The organism is Burkholderia sp. BCC0398, assembly GCF_902833245.1.
GTDB classification, from domain to species: domain Bacteria; phylum Pseudomonadota; class Gammaproteobacteria; order Burkholderiales; family Burkholderiaceae; genus Burkholderia; species Burkholderia sola.
Map to the genome: position 1 here is coordinate 338,867 of NZ_CADFEM010000008.1, position 19,931 is coordinate 358,797.

Genomic DNA, 19,931 nt, shown 5'->3' on the forward strand with positions numbered 1-19,931 from the left:
CGGAGCAAGCCCATGACCGACCGCCAGCCCCCCGATACGACGCCCCCGCATCCGGAGCCCGGCGCGCACGACGCGCTCGAACACCTGCTCGGCAGCCTGCATCGGCACGGCTTCCTGCGCTTCGCGAACGAGGTCGTCAGCGCGAACGCGCGACTCGCCGACACGTTCGTCGACGCGCTCGACAAGCCCGGCATGCAGAGCGGCATGCAGAATCTCGCGATGCTGGTGACGGCGCTGTCGCGCATTCCGCCGGAACAGTTCGGTCGCGCCGCGTTCGCGGCGGCCGACGCGCTGCATCACGTCGGCGCGTGGCAGCCGGCGCAGCACGAGCATGTCGCGCCCGGCGTGCGCGGCATCTATCGCCTGCTGCACGACGCGGCGCTGTGGGATGCGTTGACGCCGCTGCTCGAAGGGCTGAAAGTCTTCGCGCAAGGGCTCGCGCGCGATCCGCAGTCGCCGGCCGCCGGGCTCAACGAGACGACGAAAGGCGCGTGACCGCGTCCGGTTGCAAGCCGCTGGCGATGCACAGGCCCGCGAACTGACGGATGATGCGCTGGGTCGGCGCGCTCGCCGGCCAGTGCGATACCGCGTCGATGCCGACCCAGCGGCACAGCTCGATTTCGCGGCCCGGGCACGCGTGCGCGCCGCGCGGCAGACTCGCGACGAACACGTGATGGCGCTTCACGCTGCCGTCCACGTAGAAGAAATACGCGAGTTCGAGATCGACAAGTCCCGTTTCCTCCCGAAGCTCGCGATGCGCGGCGTCGAGTGCCGATTCGCCGCGCCGGATCACGCCGCCCGGCAGCGTCCAGCGCGACGATCGCCCGCGCGCGACCAGCAGCACGCGCCGGTTGCGAACGCAGACGATCGTGGCGCGTTCCTTCGCCAGCGGCGCGAGCGGCACCGCGCGGACGGGGAAATCGGACGGGTCGCGTAGCGTCATGCAGGGCAGGGGGTGGGTGATTGAAAGATCCATGCGCCTGTGCCGCAACGTGCGTTCCTGCGTCGCCGTCGCGCGGGGCGGCGTGTGGACGATTCGGGCGAACGCGTCGATCGTCGCCCGCGAATTTTCAACGGCTTGTCATTTCTGCCGCCGTCCGGTGCGGCCCCTTCGGGACGGCGGGCGGGCCGCGCGAGGCGCGGCGATCACGTGCGGCCGTGTTCGCCGGATGGCGGACGATGCGGCGACGTGCCGTTTTCCTTCCCGGCCGGCTTGCCTTCGGCGGGGTCGTGCGCGCTGCGTGGCGGCGGCGTGGTCGTGCCGCGGCGCTTGCCCTCGGGGCCGGGCGTGCTGTCGCCGCGATCTTCGTCGCGTGTGTCGGTGTCGAGTGAGGTCGAGCGTGTCATGGTTCGAGCGTCCTGTCGGGGCGGTTGAAGCGTACGCAGCGCGCATCGGGCGTGCCGCGGTCGAACGCAGCCCGTTGCCGGGCCCGCTGTTTGCTTGATCGCGCGCTTGAGGTCGGCGCGGGCAATGACGCCCGCGCCCGCCGCCTGGAGCTCCGTTTCATGCCCGATGCGATCTTGTGCCCGTTATCCGTTCGTCAGCGATTCGGCGTCGCGTTCCGGCGCGCGTCGACGCCCGGACGGGACGGCGCCGGCGCGCCGGACGCGCTTGCGCCGGCGATGGCCGGCGTCGTACCGTCGACGCCGCTGCGCGTGCCGTGGCCGGCGTTCGAGCGCCGGCCGCCCGCCGTCGCGCGGGCGGGCGACGGCCAGTCCGGCGCCGGCGGCCCGGGCGCCGCGCCGGGCGGCAACGGCGAGCGGCCAACCGACGCGCCGGGCGGCGGTGGCGGCGACCACCATCCGCACGACGATCGCGGCGGCCGCACCGGCGGCGACGGAGATGGCAACAACGGCGAAGGCGAACGCAAGCGGCCCGGCAAGAAGCCGCTGATCATCCTCGGCGCGGTGGTGTTCGTGCTGCTCGTCGGCGGGCTCGTGTGGTGGTTCGCGACGCGCAACCAGGAAAGCACCGACGATGCGTACACCGACGGCAACGCGGTCGCGGTCGCGCCGCACGTGTCCGGCTACGTGACGCGGCTGGCGGTCGACGACAACACGTTCGTGCGGCGCGGCGACGTGCTCGTCGAGATCGATCCGCGCGACTACCGCGCACAGGTCGACGCCGCGCAGGCGCAGCGCGGTCTCGCGCAGGCGCAGCTCGATGCGGCGCGCGTGCAGCTCGACATCGCGCGCGTGCAGTATCCGGCCCAGTACCGGCAGGCGCGCGCGCAGATCGAATCCGCGGAAGCCGCGTACCGGCAGGCGCTCGCCGCGCAGGCACGGCAGCGCGCGGTCGATGCGCGCGCAACCTCGCAGCAGGCGATCGACGCGGCCGACGCGCAGCGCGCGACCGCCGACGCGAACGTCGCGATGGCCCAGGCGCAGGCGCGCACCGCGAGCCTCGTGCCGCAGCAGATCCGGCAGGCCGAGACGGCCGTCGAGGAGCGCCGCCAGCAGGTGCTGCAGGCGCGCGCGCAGCTCGAGACGGCCAACCTGAACCTGTCGTACTGCGAGATGCGTGCGCCGTCCGACGGCTGGGTCACGCGGCGCAACGTGCAACTGGGCTCGTTCCTGCAAGCGGGCACGTCGATCTTCTCGATCGTCACGCCGCGCGTGTGGATCACCGCGAATTTCAAGGAGTCGCAGCTCGAGCGGATGCGCGTCGGCGACCGCGTCGACGTGTCGGTCGACGCGTATCCCGATCTCGATCTGCACGGCCACGTCGACAGCATCCAGCTCGGCAGCGGCTCGCGCTTCTCCGCATTCCCGACCGAGAACGCGACCGGCAATTTCGTGAAGATCGTGCAGCGCGTGCCGGTGAAGATCGTGCTCGACGGCCCGCTGCCGAACCGTCCGCCGCTCGGTCTCGGCCTGTCGGCCGTGCCGACCGTCCACCTGAAATGACCGGCCGCCGTGCCGCGACCGGTGTCGACCGGAGCGATCCGATGCCCGATACCCGCATGCCGTTCTTGCCTGACGAGGCCCGCCGATGAACCGGCCACCCGAGCGCAGCGGCGCATCCGATGGCACGTGGCGTCCCGCCGCGAACCCGTGGCTCATCGCGATCGTCGTCACGCTCGCCGCGTTCATGGAGGTGCTCGACACGACGATCGTCAACGTCGCGCTGCCGCACATCGCCGGCACGATGTCGGCGAGCTACGACGAGGCGACCTGGACGCTCACGTCGTATCTGGTCGCGAACGGCATCGTGCTGCCGATCTCGGGGTTCCTCGGACGCCTGCTCGGCCGCAAGCGCTACTTCCTGCTGTGCATCGCCGCGTTCACCGTGTGCTCGTTCCTGTGCGGCGTCGCGACCAACCTCGGCGAACTGATCGTGTTCCGCGTGCTGCAGGGGCTGTTCGGCGGCGGGCTGCAGCCGAACCAGCAGTCGATCATCCTCGATACGTTCCCGCCCGCGCAGCGCAACCGCGCGTTCTCGATCTCGGCGATCGCGATCGTCGTCGCGCCGGTGCTCGGGCCGACGCTCGGCGGCTGGATCACCGACCATTTCTCGTGGCGCTGGGTGTTCCTGCTCAACGTGCCGATCGGCGCGCTGACCGTGCTCGCGGTGATGCAGCTCGTCGAGGATCCGCCGTGGCGGCGCGGCGCCGAACGCGGGATTTCCATCGACTACATCGGCATCGGGCTGATCGCGATCGGGCTCGGCTGCCTGCAGGTGATGCTCGATCGCGGCGAGGACGAGGACTGGTTCGGCTCGAACTTCATCCGCGTCTTCGCCGTGCTGTCCGCGCTCGGGCTGGTCGGCGCGACGCTGTGGCTGCTGCGCACGAAGAAGCCGGTGGTCGACTTGTCGTGCCTGCGCGACCGCAATTTCGCGCTCGGCTGCGTGACGATCGCGACGTTCGCGGCCGTGCTGTACGGCAGCGCGGTGATCGTGCCGCAGCTCGCGCAGCAGCGGCTCGGCTACACGGCGACGCTCGCGGGGCTCGTGCTGTCGCCCGGCGCGCTGCTGATCACGCTCGAGATTCCGCTCGTGAGCCGGCTGATGCCGCACGTGCAGACGCGCTATCTGGTCGGGTTCGGCTTCGTGCTGCTGTGCGTTTCGCTGATCTATTCACGCACGCTGGTGCCCGACATCGACTACACGCACCTGATGATGATCCGCTGCGCGCAGTCGCTCGCGATCGGCTTCATGTTCGTGCCGATCACGACGCTCGCGTACCTGACCGTGCCGCAGCGGCTCAACGACGACGCGTCCGCGCTGTTCACGATGTTCCGCAACGTCGCGGGCTCGATCGGCATCTCGGTGTCGACCGCGCTGATCCGGGAGCGCACGCAGGCGCGCATGGCGCATCTGTCCACGCACATGTCGACGCTGTCGCAGAACTTCCAGGATGCGCTGCAGGAGAACGCGCGCGCGGTGGGCGCGTTGACGGGGGCGCCGCCGTCATCCGCGCTGCAGACGGCCACCGGGCGGCTGTACGAGACGTTCATCGCGCAGGCGACGATCCTCGCGTATATCGACGTGTTCGCGATCCTCGCGGTGTTTTGCGCGTTCAGCATTCCGCTGACGTTCCTGTTCTCGCCGGCGAAGGCCGCGGGCGGCGCGGGAGGGCATTGACATGCGCATGCATCGGAACAATCGTCGCCGCCACCTGATTCGCCCCATCGTGTGCCGCGCGGTGACGCTATTCGCGGGATGCGCGATCGTCGCGGGCTGCACCGTCGGACCCGACTACCAGCCGCCGCAAGCGGACGTCCCGGACACCTGGCATGCGATGCGGGCGGACGGGCAGGCGGCCGCCCCCGCGTCCGGCGTCGCCGCACGGTCGTCGCCGACGGTCGACGCCGATCCCGATCCGCGCTGGTGGCGCGCGTTTGGCGATCCACTGCTCGACCAGCTCGTCGAGCGCGCGGCGCACGACAACCTCGACGTGCAGGCCGCCGTGCTGCGCATCGTGCAGGCGCGCGCGCAGGTGCGGGCCGCTGCCGCACAGGGCTTGCCGGACGTGCGCGCGAACGCGAGCTACCAGCGCGAGCAGCTCGGCCTGAAAGGCATCGTCGAGGAGCAGGGCATCGACCAGCGCGTCGATCGTCTCGGCGCGCCGGGCTCGCCGCTCGACCGGTTCGGGCCGGGCACCGGCGAGAGCGTGCAGCAAGGCGCGCGCGGCGCGCTCGATGCGCTCGAATCGCCGGTCAACCTGTGGCAGGCCGGGTTCGACGCATCGTGGGAGCTGGACCTGTTCGGGCGCGTGCGCCGCTCGGTCGAAGCGGCCGGCGCGCAGACGCGCGCGGCGGTCGCGGGCCGCGACGATGCGCTGCTGTCGCTCGAGGCCGAAGTCGCGCAGACCTATCTGCAACTGCGGGGCGCGCAAGCGCAACGCGCGCTGGCCGACGACCTGCAACGCGCGCAGCGCGAACTGGTCGACCTGACGCGCGAGCAGGCCGCGCACGGTCTCGCGAGCGATCTCGACGTGCGCAGCGCCGACGCGCGGCTCGCGCAGATCCGCGCGCAACTGCCGCAGTTCGACCAGCAGATCGTGCTGCTGCGCAACGGTCTCGCGTATCTGGTCGGCGGCGCGCCGGGCGCGCTCGACGACTGGCTCGACGCGCCGCGCGCGTTGCCGGACGTGCCGCCGACCGTGCCGGTCGGCCTGCCGTCGACACTCGCGCGCCGACGCCCCGACATCCGTCGCGCGGAGGCCGAGCTGCACGCGGCCACCGCCGACGTCGGCGTCGCGGTCGCGCAGTTCTATCCGGACATCTCGTTGACCGGGCAGGTCGGCCTGCGCGCATCGCACGTGCGCGAACTCGCGCACTGGTCGCACCTGTTCTATGCGTTCGGGCCGGCCGTATCGCTGCCGATCTTCTCCGGCGGGCAGCTCGTGTCGAACCTGCGGCTGTCGCAGGCGCGCCAGGCCGAAGCGGCGCTCGCTTACCGGCAAGCCGTGCTCGTCGCGCTGCGCGACGTCGACAATGCGCTGGCCGTGTACCGCACCGATCAGGCGCGCGCGGCCGCGCTCGACGACGCGGTGCGGGCCGAACAGGGCGCGCTGGACCTCGCGCGCGATCGATACCGGAAGGGCTTGTCGCCGTTCCTCGACGTACTGGACGCCGATCGGCAATGGTCGGAGGGCCGGCAGCAGGCCGAGCAGGGCGCGTTGCAGACGACGACCGATCTCGTCGCGCTGTACAAGGCGCTCGGCGGTGGATGGCAGGCCGGACCGGATACGGATACCGGTACGGCACGGGCGCAGTAGCCCCGAGCGCGCGCCGGGCATCGCGGGCCGCGCGCTACGCAGCTCGTCCGCTCACGCGCGGCCTCAATCCCACGCGTGCTTGCTGAACTGATAGCCCTTCGAGCGGATGGTCTTGATCCGTTTCGGTTCGTTCGCATCGTCGCGCAGCTTGCGGCGCAGCTTCGAGATGCGGCCGTCGATCGAGCGATCGAGGCCGTCGAACGCGATGCCGCGCAGCAGCAGCGTCAGGTCTTCCCGGCTGACCACCTCGCCGGCGCGGCACGCGAGCGCCCACAGCAGGTCGAATTCGGTCGACGTCAGGCGCGGCATGCTGCCGTCCGGAAGATGCACGCGGCGGTCGGCCCGGTCGATGGAGAACTTGCCGAACACGTATCGCTGCGGCGAATCCGGCACGGGGTCGCCCGTCGGCGCGCGCGTACGCCGCAACTGCGCCTTGATCCGCGCGAGCAGCAGGCGCGGCTCGACCGGCTTGCGGAGAAAGTCGTCCGCGCCGAGTTCCAGGCCGAGCAATTCGTCGAACGGTTCGTCGCGGCCCGTCACCATGATCACGATGCCGTCGTAGTGCATGCGCGCCTCGCGGCAGATCTCGAAGCCGTCCTTGCCCGGCAGATTGACGTCGAGCAGCACGAGGTCGGGGCGGCTCGCGACGATCGCCGGCACCGCGCCGGCGCCGTCGAACAGCGTATCCACCAGGTAATGATGCTTGCGCAGATAATCGGCGATCAGCGCGGACAGCGGGACGTCGTCTTCGACGAGCAGGATTCGGATGGGCATCGCTAAACGAAGGGGCAAACGGGAAAGTGGCGAGCGGTCAGGCCCAGTCCGAGCGCGTCGTAGCCGAAGCGACGTGGATGATACTGCGCAACATTCCAACGGAATGTGGTGAATTCTGAATCGTTCGGTGAGCTTAGCTATGGGGGAATTGCCGCCGCCGGGTGAAACGCGGGGGGGTGAGCGGGGCAGGGCCGCGCGCGCGGCCGAAACGGGTCGATGCGAGATCCGGCGCGACGCTCGCGACGATGCGCGAGCAGGCATCCTTCAGACGAAAACGTTTGCGCCGATGCGCTGTCGCGAACGTCGTTCGCACCGGCCGAACCCAGGCCAGGCAAGGTTAGTCGACATATCATTACAAAATATTACCGACGTCCGGGCATCCTGCTCCCTACAATTCCCGAACCTGACTGACGCGCCTCGCATCGTGCGATCGCCGCTGGTTCCCGAGCGCGTCGACGGCCGGTTTCGACGGCACGTCGCGTCATGCTGCTCGGGTGCGGAACCGGCTGCGCGTGGGTCGAATCGACGCCGCGCCGGCTCCCGACGGGCCCGCAAGCGGACAGTACGAATCATTCACGGGGAAACGAAATGACGCCGTTGCAAGTCGTCCAGCGTCTCGATGCACTCACGCACGCGATCGAAGCCGCGGTGGCGCGTGCCGACTGGAACGAGGCCGTCCGGGCCGCCGAGATGCGTTCGGCGTTTATCGTTGCGCTTGCACCCAATCAACCGGCCGCGGTCGTGTCGGCGCTGATGAAGGTGCAGGAGATGGACGTCAGGATTTCCACGGTCGCGCGCGACACGCTGGAGGCGCTCATCGCGGAGGGCTGGCAAGCGTTGCATGAAACCCGCTTGGCAACGAACGCACTGAGGGCGCAGCAGCGGTTGCCCGATCCGGGCGCGGCGGCTACGCGACACTAAGACTCGCTTCCTTCGGTGGTGGAATGAAATTCAAGAAACGCACCGGTCACGTCGATGCAACGCGGTGGTTCGCCGACGGCGACCATGAACGGGTGGAGCGCCGTCACGGCGGGTGGGCGGTCGCGACGCCGGAAGGCTGGCGTTCGGTGAAGCCGGGCGACTGGATCCTGCGCGACGAATGCGGTAACTGCTGGCCGATGGACGACGGCCTCTTCATGCATTGCTACGAACCGGTCGCCGACTGACTCGCCCGCCGGTTCGCCCAACCTATCGACGCTTGCGCGAAAACATCAGCGACTCCGCGTCGTTGAAGCGGATGCGCTGCGGCGCGCCGTAACCGGCTTTCTCCGCGACCCGGATCGACGCGACGTTGGTCGGCGCGATCAGGCACACGCTGCGCTCGAATCGCTGCTGCGCGTCGAGCCATGCGAGCGCGGCCGCGAGCGCCTCGGTCGCATAGCCGTTGCCTTGCGCCCACGTCGCCAGCGCCCAGCCGGCCTCCGGCACGCCGCGAATCGACGGCTCGATGTTGCGGTGGAAATCCGCGAAGCCGAGATCGCCGACATACCGGCCCGACGCCTTTTCCCGAATCGCCCAGTACCCATAGCCGAGCAGCGGCCACAGCCCGCGATACGCGAGCATGCGCATCCACGAGTCGCGCGGCGTGGAAGGCGTGCCGTTGAAGATGTGCGCGACGACGCCGGGCTCCGCCCACATCGCGGCGAGCGCGTCGAAGTCGCCGAGCGGGTGGCCTTCGAGGATCAGGCGTGGCGTGTCGAGAACGGGCGGGGACGAGACGGGTGGCACGGCGCTGATTGTCATCGGGCGTTCCATGAGGAAAGGACGGCGACGCAGGGCGCCGCGCTTGGGTCCCGTACGATACCGCGTAAACGGCGATGCGGACGCAATTCCCCGCCCGCATCGGGGTAGGCATGCGCATCGCGCGGATGGCCGGGGTTCGGCGGTGGCAGGGGTTACTTGCGGCTTTTCAGAAAGGAGCGCCCTTCGGCCGTGATCGACGCGCCGGAGCGCCCGTGCGCGGGATGGCTGACGAACCCGGCGTTGACGAGCTCCCGCGCGATCGACCAGCCGAGCGCCGGCGCGTCGCGGCCGTAGCGAACATCGGCGAGGCGTTCGAGCGCCCAGATCGCGGAGGCCGACAGATTGGGGGTGTTGGGCGTGAGAGTCTCGTTCATCGCTTCCTCGTGAAATGGCGTTTCGGGATGGACGGCGCGTGGCCGCCGGATCGGCGGCGCACGCGTCAGCTTGCTTGCAGCAACGGCAGCAGCGCGTGCAGCGCCGCTTCCTCGTCGGGGCCGGTGGCGAGCACCTGCGCCGACGTGCCGCCGTGAACCTGCAGCGACGCGATCGCGCCGCTGTCTTTTGCGTTGCAGCGGTGCCCGTTCGCGATCAGCTGGATGTCGCTGTCGAAACGGCGTGCCGCGTCGACCGCCGCGTCGCGCGCGGCGCGGCCGCGATTGCGGTTCCATGCGGGGCCGATTTCAACGTACACAACGGTTGCCACGATGCTGGAAAGCCTCCGGACAGGTGGGCGGGGCGGTGCGCGACATGCACGGTGCACGGTTGCGCACGTGTTGCGGACATCGGGCGGCCGGCATGTCACGATTTCCCGCAGGGTCGCGGGGCGCCGGCCGGGCGGATTGCGCGCGCCATTCGGCGCGAACGTGCCGACATCCGCTGCGAAGGCGCATTCAAGTTCGCGGATTGTCGGAAGTGGACGATTATAATGCATCCGCCAGATCATGTGAATTGCATTATAATGCAGTGTGCGCCGATGCCGGCCCGCCGCACTGCCGGCGGAGCGAGTCGCCGCGCCTCCGGGCGCGCAACGTGCTCGCCCGGCATCGTCGATCGACCCGAACCCCTCCCCGAATGGAAGCCGCAATGAACGCCCCTGCCTGCCCGCAATGCGCGATGGAAAACACTTACCCGGACGGCGCGCTGACCGTGTGCGCGGACTGCGGCCATGAATGGTCGGCCGACGCCGGCGCCGAGGCCGGCGACGAACCGGCGGGCGACGTCGTCAAGGACGCGAACGGCAACGTGCTGTCGGACGGCGATTCGGTCGTGCTGATCAAGGACTTGCGCGTGAAGGGTTCGTCGATCACGCTGAAGATGGGCACCAAGGTCAAGAGCATCCGGCTCGTCGGCGGCGATCACGAGGTCGACTGCAAGACCGACATGGGCGGCTTCATGCTGAAGGCGTGCTACCTGAAGAAGGTCTGAGCGCACGGTCCAGGCGACCGTTGCATCCGCGTTTTCATTCGCTGCTTTTTCAGCCGCTGCTTGTCAGCCGATTACCCGCACATGGCCGAGGATCGAACTTCCTACGACGCGTTCGTCAGGTTCCTGGCGACGCCGCTGAACGACGGCCGGCCGTTCGTGCTGGAGACGCAGCACGCGGTCTCGCTGCACTTCGATCATCTCGGCACCCAGAGCTTCATGTCGCTGCGCGATCCGGTGCGGCTCGCGCTCGGCTATACGCGCGTGATGATGGGCTTTCTGCTGTTGCAGGCCGAGCCCGCGCACATCTGCATGCTCGGGCTCGGCGGCGGGTCGCTCGCGAAGTACTGCTACCGCCACCTGCCCGGCACGTCGATCGACGCGGTCGAGATCAATCCGGACGTGATCGCGCTGCGCGACGTGTTCAGGATTCCTGCCGACGACGCGCGCTTTCGCGTGGTATGCGCCGACGGCGCCGATCATCTGGAGCGGGCGGATGTGCGCACGGATGTGATCCTGCACGATGCATTCGTCGCCGACGGTATGCGCGGCCGCTGTACGGGCGGCACATTTCTCGATGCGTGCCGCGCGCGCTTGAGCGAAGCCGGCGTGCTCGCGATCAACTTCATGGACGACGATCCGGCATTGCCGCAGCACCTCGAGCAGTTGCGATCGGTATTCGGCTCGTCGTATGCGCTGGTGCCGTGCGGCGACGACAACAACTTCGTTGCATTCGCATGGAAGGACGGCAGCCGGCTGCCGTCGCTGCGTATCCTGCTGGAGCGGGCGCTTGCGTGCCCGCAGGCGGGAGAACTGAAGCTGGCCGCCACCGCGAGGCGCATGAAGCACGGCGAGGGCATCGATCCGCGGCGGCTGGTGTGGCGTGCGCAATCGCACGAACGTTGGGAGATCGGCGCGTGATGGTGACGGGGGTGGCGGCGGCCGTGGCTACCGCGCCGACGCCGCGCGCCTTTGCGGCCGCGCTTACTTCACGCGCTTGCCGATCGCGCTGCGAGTCTTGTACGTGACGCCGTGCCGGTCGAGATATTCGCGGATCAACTGCCGCACGACTTGCGACGGCGTAAGATCCTGCTCCGCGCAGAGCATCTCGAAGGCTTCCTTCTTCGCGGGATCGATCAGGACGGTCAGGCGGGCGGTTTTCGTTTCCATGACGGGGCGAGAGTGATCAGTATGTTAATCAAATTATAATCGATGCGCTGTCGGCTCGAGCTCCGGAAGCGCCCAAGTGCCGCCCGTGGCACACGATCAGCGCTTGGCGCGCAGCAGCGCGAACAGGTCGTCGAGCACCGGCACGATCGCGAGCGTGACGAGTACCGCGGCGAGCGGCACGGTCGATACGTAGCCCACGTGCTTGAAGCCGATGGCGCCGGCCAGGCCGCCGACGAAGAACGACGCGAGCATCGTCGCGTGTATCCTCAGTTTCGAACGGTTGGCGATCACCGCATGCGCGTCGACGTCGATGGCCGACCGATTCCAGTAGAACAGCTTGCCGAGCTCGATGCCGAGATCGGTCACGATGCCGGTGATGTGCGTCGTGCGGATTTCCGCGCCGGACAGCTTCGTGATCGTCGCGTTCTGCAGCCCCATGATGAAGCACAGCAGCGTCACGGTCACCGGCACGAAGAACGTTTCCCACAGCGCGAGATGGCTGCCGAGCAGTCCGAACAGCAACAGCAGCGCCGCCTCGACCAGCAGCGGCAGCATGAACTGGCTGTGCAGCCCGCGGCGGCGCCCCCAGTTGACGAGGATCGCCGAGCAACTGGCGCCGATCAGGAACGACCCCAGCGAACTGATGCCGGCGAGCGCGAGCCGCACGTCGCCGAGCGCCGTCTGGTCGGCGATCGCCGATACGATGCCGCTCATGTGCGACGTGTATTGCTTGACCGCGAGAAAGCCGCCGGCGTTGGCCGCGCCGGCGACGAACGCGAGCGAAAACCCGAGCTGGCGGTTCGCGGTCGCGCTGCGGTGTTTTCCCGTCAGGGTTCGAAAGTACTGCGCTGGCATAAGGGCTTCGCTCGATCGTCGCGGATTCGCGGGTACAGGCGGAAAACCGGTGCGGATGGCGTGACGGGCACGCTGCTTGCACCGGATCCCGGGGCGGTCGAATCATGTGATGAACATGATAATGTCATTATCATACTCTGTTGGCAGGATGGTGCTTTCAGTACAATGATGCAACGCGCGGCGGCTGGCGGTTTCGACGCCGCGCGGCGCTCGCTCACTCGCGATTCCCTTCTGCTCACCGCTTCATGACCCCGATCAAGTTCATCCTTCGCTACACGGCGATCCCGTTCACGGCCATCGTCGCCGTGGTGATCTGGACCGTCATACCTTCGTCGAAAGAGATCGATGCGAGACAATATGCGGCGCTGTCGCGCGGGTACGCAAGTTTCCCGCTGCCGTTTCGGCGCGAGATCTCGGACACGATGGAACACGGCACGATCAACGACCGGCGCTACCAGGCGCTCGTGCGCGATTCGCTCGGCAACGGCGTCGCGCTGGACTGGCCGGCATCGGGTGTCGGCGGCGTCGCCGACGAGCGGCAAAAACTGGCCGAACTGATTCAGGCCGATTCGGATCTTCAAAGGCAACGGCAATGAAAACCCTGCTGGTTTCTGTGGCATTCGCGATGATCATCGCGAGCCTGATCTTCGCGCTGTACTTCATGAATCACGATCGCGGCAAATCCAAGCGGATGGCGTGGTCGCTCGCCGCGCGCGTCGGGTTGTCGGTCACGCTGTTTCTGTCGCTGCTGATCGCGTACAAGCTCGGCTGGATCGAACCGACCGGGTTGCCGATCGGGCGGTGACGCGCGGTTGTCGCGCGGGCGGCGGCGCGCGTCGCCGTGAATACCGACCGCGTCGAGTCCTTCGCCGATGATCCAGCCGACCGGATAGCGCGGGTCGAACGAACCGTACGGGTCCCGCGCGATCCGTTGCAGCCGTGTACGGCGGGCGCGCCGCCGCTGCACGGGCTCGGCCAGCCGGACCGGGAAGACCTGCTGCTCAACGGCTTGCTGCCCGAGTTGCGGCGGCGCGATCTGCTCGATATCGACCATATGGGCGGCGATTTCCGCGCGAATCTGGAACTGCCGGCGTTGCGGCGCGAGGCCGTGGCGGCGTGAACGACGGATGAACCGCGTACCGTGCCGGACGTCGAACGGTACGCGGTTGCGCGCATATCGCGCGATCAGATATCCATCGAAAAAATAACCATTTGGTACACGCTTCGGCGCGCATTACAGTCACGCCTCCTGCCGGCTGCAACGCCGGTCGTTCCGACGTTATTCCAGAAATGCGCCACATGAATCGTTTGATGCGTTCCGGGGGCCGCCGTGTCGCGGCCGCGCTGTTCGTGCTCGGCCTTGCGCCGGTTTCCCATGCGGCCCAGCCGACGGTGCGCGTCGGCATCGACGCCGAGTCGTACCCGCCGTTCTTTTCGAAGGATGCCTCCGGCAAGTGGAAGGGCTGGGAAATCGACGTGCTCGAGGCCGCGTGCGGCAAGCTGAACGTGCGCTGCGAGCTTACCGACATTGCGTGGGACGGCCTGATTCCGGCGTTGCAGAACCGCAAGATCGACGTGATCTGGTCGTCGATGACGATCACCGGTGAGCGGCAGAAAGCCATCGATTTCAGCCGTGCGTATTACGAATCGCCGACCGTGTTCGTCGGCGCGAAAAGCGACCGGCGCCGCGTCGACTGCGCGGCGCCCGCCACCTTCAAGGGCCGCGTGATCGGCGTCGAGGCCGGCACGAACTTCTCGGCGTTCCTCGATGCCCGCTTCAAGCAGGATGCGCAGATCAAGGCGTTCGACAAGTTCGACAATGCGCTCGCGGATCTGGTGTCCGGTCGCGTCGACTACGTGCAGGAAGGCAAGGGGCTGTTCACGGCGTTCCTCGCGTCGCGCGACGGCAAGGACTTCGAGGTCAAGGCCACGTGCGCGGACAATCCGGTGTTGGGGCTCGGCATCGGCGCGGGTGTGCGGCATGGCGATGCGCTGCGCGGCAAGCTGTCGACCGCGATCGCGCAACTGCAGCAGGACGGCACGTGGGATGCGATCACCGCCCGCTATCCGAACCTGAAAGGCACGATCGAGAAGGGTCGCTGAGCGCATGGCCGGCGACGATTCGCTGCTCGCGTTGCTCGCATTCGGCGACGGCGGTTATGGCCGCGTGTTCGCGGGCGCGTTCGCGCTGACGTTCGGCGTCGCGGCGGCATCGTTCTGCACCGGCGTGCTGCTCGGCATCGCCGGCGCGCTCGGCAAGCTGTCGCGATACGCGGCGCTCGTGTGGCTGGCGCGCCTCTACACGACGCTCGTGCGCGCGCTGCCCGAGCTGTTGTGCCTGCTGCTCGCGTTCTACGCGGTCGCACCGGCCATCGAGAACGCGCTGCGCGGCAGCGGCATCGTGTCCGGCGACTTCGCGTTCGATCCGTTCGTCGTCGCCGCGCTGTCGCTCGGTTTCATCCAGGGTGCGTATCTCACCGACATCTTCCGCGCGGCGCTCGTCAACGTGCCGGTCGGTGAGATCGAAGCCGCGCACGCGTACGGGATGACGCCCTGGCAGACGTTCGCGCGCATCCGGCTCCCGGCCGCCGCGCGGCTCGCGCTGCCGGGCGTCGGCAACGTGTGGCTGAACGCGACCAAGGACGCGTCGTTCATCAGCGTGCTCGGTTCGTTCACGGATCTGCTGAAGGCGAGCCAGCTCGCGGCCGGCGCGACGCGGCACTACGTCTTCTTCTATCTGGTCACGGCCGCGCTGTTCCTGCTGCTGAGCATCACGTCGACCGGCATTTTCGCGGCGCTCGAGCGGCATGCGAACCGCGGCACGAGGCGCGCGACGACATGATCTTCTCGCTGCCTTTTCTGCTCGACACGGTGATGCCGAAGCTGCTCGCCGCGGTGCCGACGACGCTCGCGCTGACACTTGTGTCGGGCGCGGCCAGCGTGCTGCTGGGCGTGCCGCTCGCGCTCGCCGCCGGTGCACGCCATCCGCCGCTGCGCTGGTCCGCGCGCGGCTGGCTCATGCTGATCCGCGGCACGCCGCTGCTCGTTCAGCTCTATCTGCTGTACTACGGATTCGGGCAGATCGTTCCGCGCGAATGGATGCGCGACAGCTGGGCGTCGCCGCTGCTGCGCGACGCGTTCTGGTACGCGATCGTCGCGTTGAGCGTGAACGAGAGCGCGTACGTCGCGACGATCCTGCGCGGCGCGATCGCCGGCGTGCCGGCCGGCGAGATCGAGGCCGGCCATGCCTACGGGATGACGCGCATGCAGGTGCTGCGCCGCATCGTCGGGCCGCGTGCATGGCGGCTTGCGCTGCCTGCGCTCACCGGCGAGGCAATCCTGCTGCTGAAATCGACCGTCCTCGCGTCGACCGTGACCGTGTTCGACGTGATGGGCACGGCCAATACGCTGCGCTTCGAGACGTTGCGCGTGTACGAACCGCTGGCCGGCGCGGCGATCGTCTATGTCGTGCTGGTCGCGCTGCTGACCATTCCCGCCGCCCGTCTCGAGAAGCGCATCAATCGCTACCTGACGCGCACGCCTGACGACCGCGTGTCCGCAGCGCGCGGCCGCGCGTCGTCGGGCGCGTGGGCGGCACCCAACTGATTCCTTGCCTGGTACCGATTTCGACGATGTCCGATCCTCGCCCCTTGCTGTTTTCCCTGTACGAACAAGCCAGCGTCGGCTGCGGCGGCGCGCCGAGCCTGTGGACCCATCCCGCCGACGAGCGGCTGCGCGCGAATACGCTCCCGTTCTGGTCGAACCTCGCGCGCACGGCCGAGCAGGCCGATCTCGACATGCTGTTCTTCGCGGACGTGCTCGGCCTGTACGACGTCTATGGCGGGTCGGCCGACGCCGCGGTGCAGTGGGCGGTCGAGGCGCCCGCGAACGATCCGATGATGCTGATTCCGGCGCTCGTCGCGCAGACCGAGCGGCTCGCGTTCGGCGTGACGGCGAGCACGACGTACGAGCATCCGTTCACGCTCGCGCGCCGCTTCAGCACGCTCGATCATCTGAGCAACGGCCGGATCGGCTGGAACATCGTGACGTCCTACCTGACGAGCGCGGCGCGCAACTTCGGGCTCGACCGGATGATCGGCCATGACGAACGCTATGCGCGCGCGGAGGAATTTCTCGACGTCGTCTACAAACTGTGGGAAGGAAGCTGGGCGGACGACGCGGTCGTCGCCGACAAGCACGCGCCGCGCTATGCGCGTGGCGACCGCGTGCGGCCAATCGCGCATGAAGGCAGGCATTACCGCGTGCAGGGGCCGCACGTCTGTGCGCCGTCGCCGCAGCGCTCGCCCGTACTGATCCAGGCCGGCTGGTCGGGGCGCGGGCGCGAGTTCGCGGCGAAGCACGCGGAAGTGGTGTTCGTCGCGAAGTCGAATCCGCACGAGATTCGCGCGGGCCTCGACGAGATTCGCCGGCGCGCGGCCGAGCGCGGCCGCGCGGCGGACGACGTGAAGTCGCTGACGGTGCTGCGGATCGTGACCGCGCGCTCGTCGGGCGACGCGAAGGAGAAATATCACACGCTGCAGCAGCACTATCACCAGCACGCGCAGCTCGTCAGCTATGCGGGCGACACCGGCATCGACATCGACCGCTATGCGGACGACGAACCGCTGACGACGCAGACGGAAGGGCTGACGTCCTACGTGGTGCGGCCGGATGGCAGCGGCAAGCCGCTCACCGCCGGCGACGTGCGGCGCAAGTTCGCGAGCGTCACGCGCGGCACCGACCTGATCCTCGTCGGCTCCCCCGACGAAGTCGCGGACCAGCTCGCCGAGCATGCGCGGCAGTCGACGACGAGCGGCTACATGCTCAATCCGCTGATCAGCCCGGGCACGCTCGACGATTTCGCCGAACTGATCGTGCCGGAACTGAAAAAGCGCGGCCTGTACCGGACGTCGCCGGCGGGCGGCACCTTCCGTTCCCGGCTGAGCGGGCGTGACCGCCTGCCGGACACGGCCCATGGCGCGTCGTTCCGGTTTCCCGTGCCTGAAGCGGGCTGACGATCCGATCGATACCGAACGACTTTCCGCGGAGTGGCATGACATGACCGATGACGTACTGTTCCTGCTGCAACCGCATCGTGCCGGCCGGAATCTTCCGGCATGAATCGCGCGACGAACGAAACCGTGGACGCGACGCGGCGCGAAGATCGCCCCCCTCGATCGGCGTTGTCGCCCGTCCTGAGCGCCACGGGCATCGCGAAGCGTTTCGACGCGACCGTCGCACTGTCGGCGCTCGACCTGTCGATCGGCGCCGGCGAAGTCGTCGCGTTGATGGGCGCGAACGGCGCGGGCAAGTCGACCTTCGTCAAGATCCTGAGCGGTGCGCTGCACGCGGACGGCGGCACGCTGACGCTGCGCGGCGAACCGTATCGGCCGGCGTCGCCGCACGCGGCCAAGCGGCTCGGCGTCGCGACCGTGCACCAGTCGGTGGCCGATGCCGTCGTGCCGACGCTGTCGATCGCGGACAACCTGCTGCTCGACCGGCTGTGCGATCCGGCGTCGCCGTGGCGCGTGCCGCCGGCAGCTCGCCGCGACGCGGCACGATCGCTCGCCGCGCGGGTCGGGCTCGACGTCGACCTGGCGGCGCCGCTCGCCGCGCTGTCGCTGGCCGACCAGCAACGTGTGACGCTGGCGCGTGCGCTGGCCGGGCAACCGTCGTTGCTGATTCTCGACGAGCCGACCGCGAGCCTGTCCGCGGCGGAGGCCGAGCGGCTGTTCGTGCTGGTGGACGCGTTGCGCCGCGATGGCGTCGCCATCCTGCTGGTATCGCATCGGCTCGGCGATTTGCGCCGCATCGCCGATCGCGCGGCGATCGTCCGCGACGGCCGGATCGTCGCCGATCTGGCCGCGCCGATCGATTTCGACGCCGCGGTGGAAACGATGATCGGGCGGCCCTTGCCGCGTGCGCGTGCAGCAGCGCCGGAGCGTGCCGGGCGGGTCGAATCCGCAGGCGTGGTCGGCTCAGGCTTCAGCGCGCGGCAGATCCGGCTGACGCCGACCGGCACGCCGTTCGACCTCGACGTGCGGCGCGGCGAGATCGTCGCGATCGCGGGCCCCGTCGGCGGCGGCAAATCGCGCTTCGCGCGGACGATCTTCGGCGCGGTGCGGGCGGCGGCCGGCGAGATGACGCTCGACGGCCGGCCGTGGCGGCCACGTTCGCCGGCGGACGCGATTCGCGCCGGCGTATTCCTGGCCGGCGAGGACCGCTGGCGCACGTCGCTGTTCCCCGACAGCGTCCCGTTCGCATCGATCGCGGGCACGATCGGCTTTCCGTTCCTGTCGCGCTGGTTCGCGAGCGGCGCGGTGCGCCGAGCGCGCGAACGCACGGCCGCCGCGGCGGCGATCGCGCGGTTCGGCATTCGCTGCGAGGGGCCCGACGATCGCGTCGCGCACCTGTCCGGCGGCAACCAGCAGAAGGTCGTGCTCGCGCGCTGGCACGCCGAACCGGCGCGGCTGTTGCTGCTCGACGAGCCGTTCCAGGGCATCGATGCGGGCGCGCGCGCCGATATCGTCGATACGCTGCGGCGTCATGCGCATGAGCGCGCGACGATCGTGTTCGTCAGCGATCTCGAGGAAGCCGCCGAGATCGCCGATCGTATCGTGCGGTTCGATCGCGCGACGCTCGATTGCCAGCCTCCGACTTCTTCCATCGTGCGTGCCTGCTCATGAAACCCGTGACTTCTTCCGCTGACCGTCATGCCGCATCCGTCCAACGTTCGTCGCGCCCCTGGCCGGTCCGTCTCCGCGATGCGCTCGAACGGACCGGCATCCTGCTCGTGCTGCCGATCCTCGTGGTCGTATTCGCGCGCAAGGAGCCCGCGTTCCTGAACCTCGACAATCTGTTCAGCATCCTGCAGGCGGTGTCGATCGTCGCGTTGCTCGGCATCGGCGTGACGGTCACGCTCGCGGCCGGCGGTTTCGACCTGTCGGTCGGCAGCATGGCCGCGACCGCGCAGATGGCCGCGAGCTACGTGCTGGTCGTCTGGCACGGCAGCGCGTGGGCTGCCGCGCTCGCCTGCGTCGCGCTTGGCGTGGCCGCCGGCTTGTTCAACGGCTTGCTGATTACGCGGCTGCGCGTGCCCGACCAGCTCGCGACGCTGGGCACGCTGTTCCTGCTGGCCGGCCTGCAGTTGATTCCGACCGGCGGCCGTTCGCTCGCGACCGGCTCCGTGCTGCCGGACGGCACCGACGCCACCGGCGTGTTCCCCAACGCGTTCCTCGCGCTCGGCCGCCTGCGCGTGTTCGACGTCGTACCGTTGCCGGTGCTGCTGCTGGCGGCCGTGACGGTGCTGGCCTGCATCACGATGGAAGCGACGCGCTGGGGCCGCGTGATCTACGCGATCGGCGGCAACGAAACGGCCGCGCGGCTGGCCGGTGCGCCGGCCGCGCGCTACCGTGTCGCCGCGTACGTCGTGTCGGGCGCGATCGCGTCGCTGGGCGGCGTGCTGATCGCCGCGCGAGTTGGCCGCGGCGACGTGAGTGCGGGCCACTCGCTGCTGCTCGACGCGGTGGCGGCCGCGCTGATCGGTTACGCGGTGTGGGGCGCGAAGCGGCCCAACGTGTTCGGCACGGTCGTCGGCGCGGTGTTCGTCGGCGTGTTGCTCAACGGGCTGACGATGCTGAATGCTCCCTACTATATGCAGGACTTCATCAAGGGCGTGCTCCTCGTGCTCGCCCTGGCGTTTACGTTCGGCATCGGTCGCCGTACGGATGCCCGGGCGTGACG

Annotated in this window: 25 protein-coding genes; 17 read left to right on the top strand and 8 right to left on the bottom strand. The window is 68.9% G+C overall.

The genetic code is table 11. From position 1 onward, the window contains the following. Nucleotides 1–12 precede the first annotated feature (12 nt). Entirely contained in the window at nucleotides 13–495 is a 483-nt protein-coding gene (locus tag HWX76_RS19820; protein WP_176016231.1) for a DUF1641 domain-containing protein, read from the top strand. On the opposite strand, the gene HWX76_RS19825 is transcribed toward HWX76_RS19820, so the two are convergent. Both HWX76_RS19825 and HWX76_RS19830 read right to left on the bottom strand, forming a co-directional pair. Next, nucleotides 470–943, bottom strand: a complete 474-nt coding sequence (locus HWX76_RS19825; RefSeq protein ID WP_176016232.1) for an NUDIX hydrolase — start codon at nucleotides 941–943, stop codon at nucleotides 470–472. The two genes, HWX76_RS19820 and HWX76_RS19825, sit on opposite strands and share 26 nt — an antisense overlap. Before the next feature lie 203 nt (nucleotides 944–1,146). Beyond that, entirely contained in the window at nucleotides 1,147–1,347 is a 201-nt protein-coding gene (locus tag HWX76_RS19830) for a hypothetical protein (protein ID WP_089490375.1), read from the bottom strand. Between the two features lie 159 nt (nucleotides 1,348–1,506). Between HWX76_RS19830 and HWX76_RS19835 the strand changes: the two genes are divergently transcribed. The 3 genes from HWX76_RS19835 (at nucleotide 1,507) to HWX76_RS19845 (ending at nucleotide 6,224) form a co-directional block, all read left to right on the top strand. Then, nucleotides 1,507–2,907: an HlyD family secretion protein gene (locus HWX76_RS19835; RefSeq protein WP_124630975.1), complete on the top strand. Its 1,401-nt coding sequence runs from the start codon at nucleotides 1,507–1,509 to the stop codon at nucleotides 2,905–2,907. 85 nt (nucleotides 2,908–2,992) lie between these two features. Beyond that, nucleotides 2,993–4,585 (top strand): DHA2 family efflux MFS transporter permease subunit, encoded by a 1,593-nt coding sequence (locus tag HWX76_RS19840; RefSeq protein ID WP_050017806.1) that lies wholly within the window; start codon nucleotides 2,993–2,995, stop codon nucleotides 4,583–4,585. Nucleotides 4,586–4,592: 7 nt separating this feature from the next. Then, nucleotides 4,593–6,224 (top strand): efflux transporter outer membrane subunit, encoded by a 1,632-nt coding sequence (locus tag HWX76_RS19845; protein WP_244137991.1) that lies wholly within the window; start codon nucleotides 4,593–4,595, stop codon nucleotides 6,222–6,224. A gap of 63 nt (nucleotides 6,225–6,287) precedes the next feature. Here the strand turns inward: HWX76_RS19845 and HWX76_RS19850 are convergent, their stop codons facing one another. Then, on the bottom strand, nucleotides 6,288–6,998 hold the full coding sequence (locus tag HWX76_RS19850) for a response regulator (RefSeq protein WP_124593662.1): 711 nt from the start codon (nucleotides 6,996–6,998) through the stop codon (nucleotides 6,288–6,290). A gap of 588 nt (nucleotides 6,999–7,586) precedes the next feature. On the opposite strand from HWX76_RS19850, the gene HWX76_RS19855 reads away from it, so the two are divergent. After that, entirely contained in the window at nucleotides 7,587–7,919 is a 333-nt protein-coding gene (locus HWX76_RS19855; RefSeq protein WP_050017808.1) for a hypothetical protein, read from the top strand. A 23-nt stretch (nucleotides 7,920–7,942) separates the two neighbouring features. After that, complete coding sequence (locus HWX76_RS19860; RefSeq protein ID WP_050017809.1) at nucleotides 7,943–8,164, top strand: hypothetical protein; 222 nt, start codon at nucleotides 7,943–7,945, stop codon at nucleotides 8,162–8,164. 22 nt (nucleotides 8,165–8,186) lie between these two features. Here the strand turns inward: HWX76_RS19860 and HWX76_RS19865 are convergent, their stop codons facing one another. The 3 genes from HWX76_RS19865 to HWX76_RS19875 form a co-directional block, all read right to left on the bottom strand. Beyond that, the gene (locus HWX76_RS19865; protein WP_050017810.1) at nucleotides 8,187–8,753 is read right to left on the bottom strand and encodes a GNAT family N-acetyltransferase; all 567 of its coding nucleotides are present in this window, start codon (nucleotides 8,751–8,753) and stop codon (nucleotides 8,187–8,189) included. A 140-nt stretch (nucleotides 8,754–8,893) separates the two neighbouring features. Beyond that, entirely contained in the window at nucleotides 8,894–9,115 is a 222-nt protein-coding gene (locus HWX76_RS19870; RefSeq protein WP_050017811.1) for a hypothetical protein, read from the bottom strand. A gap of 65 nt (nucleotides 9,116–9,180) precedes the next feature. Further along, nucleotides 9,181–9,444: an HPr family phosphocarrier protein gene (locus HWX76_RS19875; RefSeq protein ID WP_050017812.1), complete on the bottom strand. Its 264-nt coding sequence runs from the start codon at nucleotides 9,442–9,444 to the stop codon at nucleotides 9,181–9,183. A gap of 380 nt (nucleotides 9,445–9,824) precedes the next feature. Between HWX76_RS19875 and HWX76_RS19880 the strand changes: the two genes are divergently transcribed. Beyond that, the gene (locus tag HWX76_RS19880; RefSeq protein ID WP_006489167.1) at nucleotides 9,825–10,166 is read left to right on the top strand and encodes a zinc ribbon domain-containing protein YjdM; all 342 of its coding nucleotides are present in this window, start codon (nucleotides 9,825–9,827) and stop codon (nucleotides 10,164–10,166) included. An 81-nt stretch (nucleotides 10,167–10,247) separates the two neighbouring features. Further along, a complete protein-coding gene (locus HWX76_RS19885) occupies nucleotides 10,248–11,084 on the top strand; it encodes a spermidine synthase (protein ID WP_050017813.1) in 837 nt (278 codons plus the stop codon). 63 nt (nucleotides 11,085–11,147) lie between these two features. On the opposite strand, the gene HWX76_RS19890 is transcribed toward HWX76_RS19885, so the two are convergent. Together HWX76_RS19890 and HWX76_RS19895 are read right to left on the bottom strand one after the other, a co-directional pair. Continuing rightward, complete coding sequence (locus tag HWX76_RS19890; protein ID WP_006489181.1) at nucleotides 11,148–11,333, bottom strand: ribbon-helix-helix protein, CopG family; 186 nt, start codon at nucleotides 11,331–11,333, stop codon at nucleotides 11,148–11,150. 96 nt (nucleotides 11,334–11,429) lie between these two features. Beyond that, the gene (locus HWX76_RS19895; RefSeq protein WP_089490379.1) at nucleotides 11,430–12,188 is read right to left on the bottom strand and encodes a YoaK family protein; all 759 of its coding nucleotides are present in this window, start codon (nucleotides 12,186–12,188) and stop codon (nucleotides 11,430–11,432) included. A 245-nt stretch (nucleotides 12,189–12,433) separates the two neighbouring features. Here HWX76_RS19895 and HWX76_RS19900 point away from each other — a divergent pair, with 245 nt between their 5' ends. The 9 genes from HWX76_RS19900 to HWX76_RS19940 all read left to right on the top strand — a co-directional run bounded on the left by HWX76_RS19900 (nucleotide 12,434) and on the right by HWX76_RS19940 (nucleotide 19,929). Continuing rightward, nucleotides 12,434–12,784 carry a hypothetical protein gene (locus HWX76_RS19900; protein ID WP_050017815.1) on the top strand — a complete coding sequence of 117 codons (351 nt, stop codon included), beginning with the start codon at nucleotides 12,434–12,436 and terminating at the stop codon, nucleotides 12,782–12,784. Further along, nucleotides 12,781–12,993, top strand: coding sequence for a twin transmembrane helix small protein (locus tag HWX76_RS19905; protein ID WP_006489184.1), 213 nt, complete (start codon nucleotides 12,781–12,783; stop codon nucleotides 12,991–12,993). The genes HWX76_RS19900 and HWX76_RS19905 overlap by 4 nt, the downstream gene beginning before the upstream one ends. A 36-nt stretch (nucleotides 12,994–13,029) precedes the next feature. Continuing rightward, nucleotides 13,030–13,308 (top strand): hypothetical protein, encoded by a 279-nt coding sequence (locus HWX76_RS36720; RefSeq protein WP_235356312.1) that lies wholly within the window; start codon nucleotides 13,030–13,032, stop codon nucleotides 13,306–13,308. Between the two features lie 179 nt (nucleotides 13,309–13,487). Further along, complete coding sequence (locus tag HWX76_RS19915) at nucleotides 13,488–14,291, top strand: transporter substrate-binding domain-containing protein (RefSeq protein ID WP_176016234.1); 804 nt, start codon at nucleotides 13,488–13,490, stop codon at nucleotides 14,289–14,291. A 4-nt stretch (nucleotides 14,292–14,295) separates the two neighbouring features. Next, entirely contained in the window at nucleotides 14,296–15,030 is a 735-nt protein-coding gene (locus HWX76_RS19920) for an ABC transporter permease subunit (protein ID WP_050017818.1), read from the top strand. Next, nucleotides 15,027–15,794 (top strand): ABC transporter permease subunit, encoded by a 768-nt coding sequence (locus HWX76_RS19925; RefSeq protein ID WP_124638164.1) that lies wholly within the window; start codon nucleotides 15,027–15,029, stop codon nucleotides 15,792–15,794. The genes HWX76_RS19920 and HWX76_RS19925 overlap by 4 nt, the downstream gene beginning before the upstream one ends. Nucleotides 15,795–15,820: 26 nt before the next feature. Continuing rightward, complete coding sequence (locus HWX76_RS19930) at nucleotides 15,821–17,203, top strand: NtaA/DmoA family FMN-dependent monooxygenase (RefSeq protein ID WP_176016235.1); 1,383 nt, start codon at nucleotides 15,821–15,823, stop codon at nucleotides 17,201–17,203. Between the two features lie 102 nt (nucleotides 17,204–17,305). Next, nucleotides 17,306–18,874 carry a sugar ABC transporter ATP-binding protein gene (locus tag HWX76_RS19935; protein ID WP_176016236.1) on the top strand — a complete coding sequence of 523 codons (1,569 nt, stop codon included), beginning with the start codon at nucleotides 17,306–17,308 and terminating at the stop codon, nucleotides 18,872–18,874. After that, nucleotides 18,871–19,929: an ABC transporter permease gene (locus HWX76_RS19940; RefSeq protein ID WP_176016237.1), complete on the top strand. Its 1,059-nt coding sequence runs from the start codon at nucleotides 18,871–18,873 to the stop codon at nucleotides 19,927–19,929. Before HWX76_RS19935 ends, HWX76_RS19940 begins: the two co-directional genes overlap by 4 nt. The last annotated feature ends 2 nt before the right edge of the window (nucleotides 19,930–19,931 follow it).